Raw genomic sequence first — 849 nt, forward strand, 5'->3', positions numbered from 1 at the left:
AATGGACGACCATTCGGACGACATAAGACGACCATTGACACAGCGTATCGAAGTGTACGCCGGCGCAGGCCGTAAGCAGTGGCCGGATGATTTGAAGGCCCGGATTGTCGCGGAAAGCCTTGAGCCGGGCGCGGTTGTAACAGATATCGCACGCCGGCATGGCTGCCGGCCACAGCAGGTGCATGACTGGCGGCGCCGGGCGCGTTTAGGTCAACTGGTGCTGCCAGCTGCGGCGGGTGCACTGTCGTTTGTGCCGTTGGTGTCGGAATCGTCGCCATCGGCGGCTGCCGCGCCCTCCTCATCGCCGGAAGCAGCCGTTGTGACGGTTGAGCTCCAGGGGCACGAGTTGAGGTGCGAGGGACGCCTGGACTTGCCGTGCTGAGTGATGTGTTTGTTGCGTTGCGCCGGGCACGTTCATGCTGACGGCTCCCGCTGGCCTCATGATTTACGTTGCGACCCGACCTGTAGACTTCAGGAAGGGCGCGGATGGTCTGGCGCTGTTGGCGAAGGAGACGCTGGGCCACGATCCGATGAAGGGCGTGGCGGTGGTCTTCCGTGCGAAGCGCGCTGATCGGGTGAAGATCGTGGTCTGGGATGGTAGTGGCCTCGTGCTGTATTGGAAGCGGCTTGAGGGCAGCGCCTTCAAGTGGCCGCCGGTCGTTGACGGCGTCATGCGAATGAACGCCGCGCAGTTTTCCGCGCTTCTGGCCGGCATGGATTGGACACGCATGCATGCGCCTCGAATCCCGCAGCCGAAAGCGCTTGCGTAGGACATAAAATCTTCGCTGCATCGGGGCGCGAAGCATGGCAGACTCGGGCCAATGAGTGATTTGCCTGATGAACTGCCGA

The 849-nt window shown here is 62.4% G+C and carries 2 protein-coding genes; both read left to right on the top strand.

The features are described from left to right. Nucleotide 1 precedes the first annotated feature (1 nt). Entirely contained in the window at nucleotides 2-382 is a 381-nt protein-coding gene (locus tag IVB42_RS06200; RefSeq protein ID WP_247469889.1) for a transposase, read from the top strand. A gap of 34 nt (nucleotides 383-416) precedes the next feature. After that, the gene (tnpB, locus tag IVB42_RS06205; protein ID WP_247398510.1) at nucleotides 417-770 is read left to right on the top strand and encodes an IS66 family insertion sequence element accessory protein TnpB; all 354 of its coding nucleotides are present in this window, start codon (nucleotides 417-419) and stop codon (nucleotides 768-770) included. Nucleotides 771-849: the final 79 nt, after the last annotated feature.

Origin of the sequence: Bradyrhizobium sp. 45 (assembly GCF_023073155.1) — a bacterium.
Taxonomy (GTDB): domain Bacteria; phylum Pseudomonadota; class Alphaproteobacteria; order Rhizobiales; family Xanthobacteraceae; genus Bradyrhizobium; species Bradyrhizobium canariense_D.

Coding starts and splice junctions, on each gene's coding strand:
- IVB42_RS06200 (WP_247469889.1), top strand. CDS start 2: ATGGACGACCATTCGGACGACATAAGACGACCATTGACACAGCGTATC.
- tnpB (WP_247398510.1), top strand. CDS start 417: ATGCTGACGGCTCCCGCTGGCCTCATGATTTACGTTGCGACCCGACCT.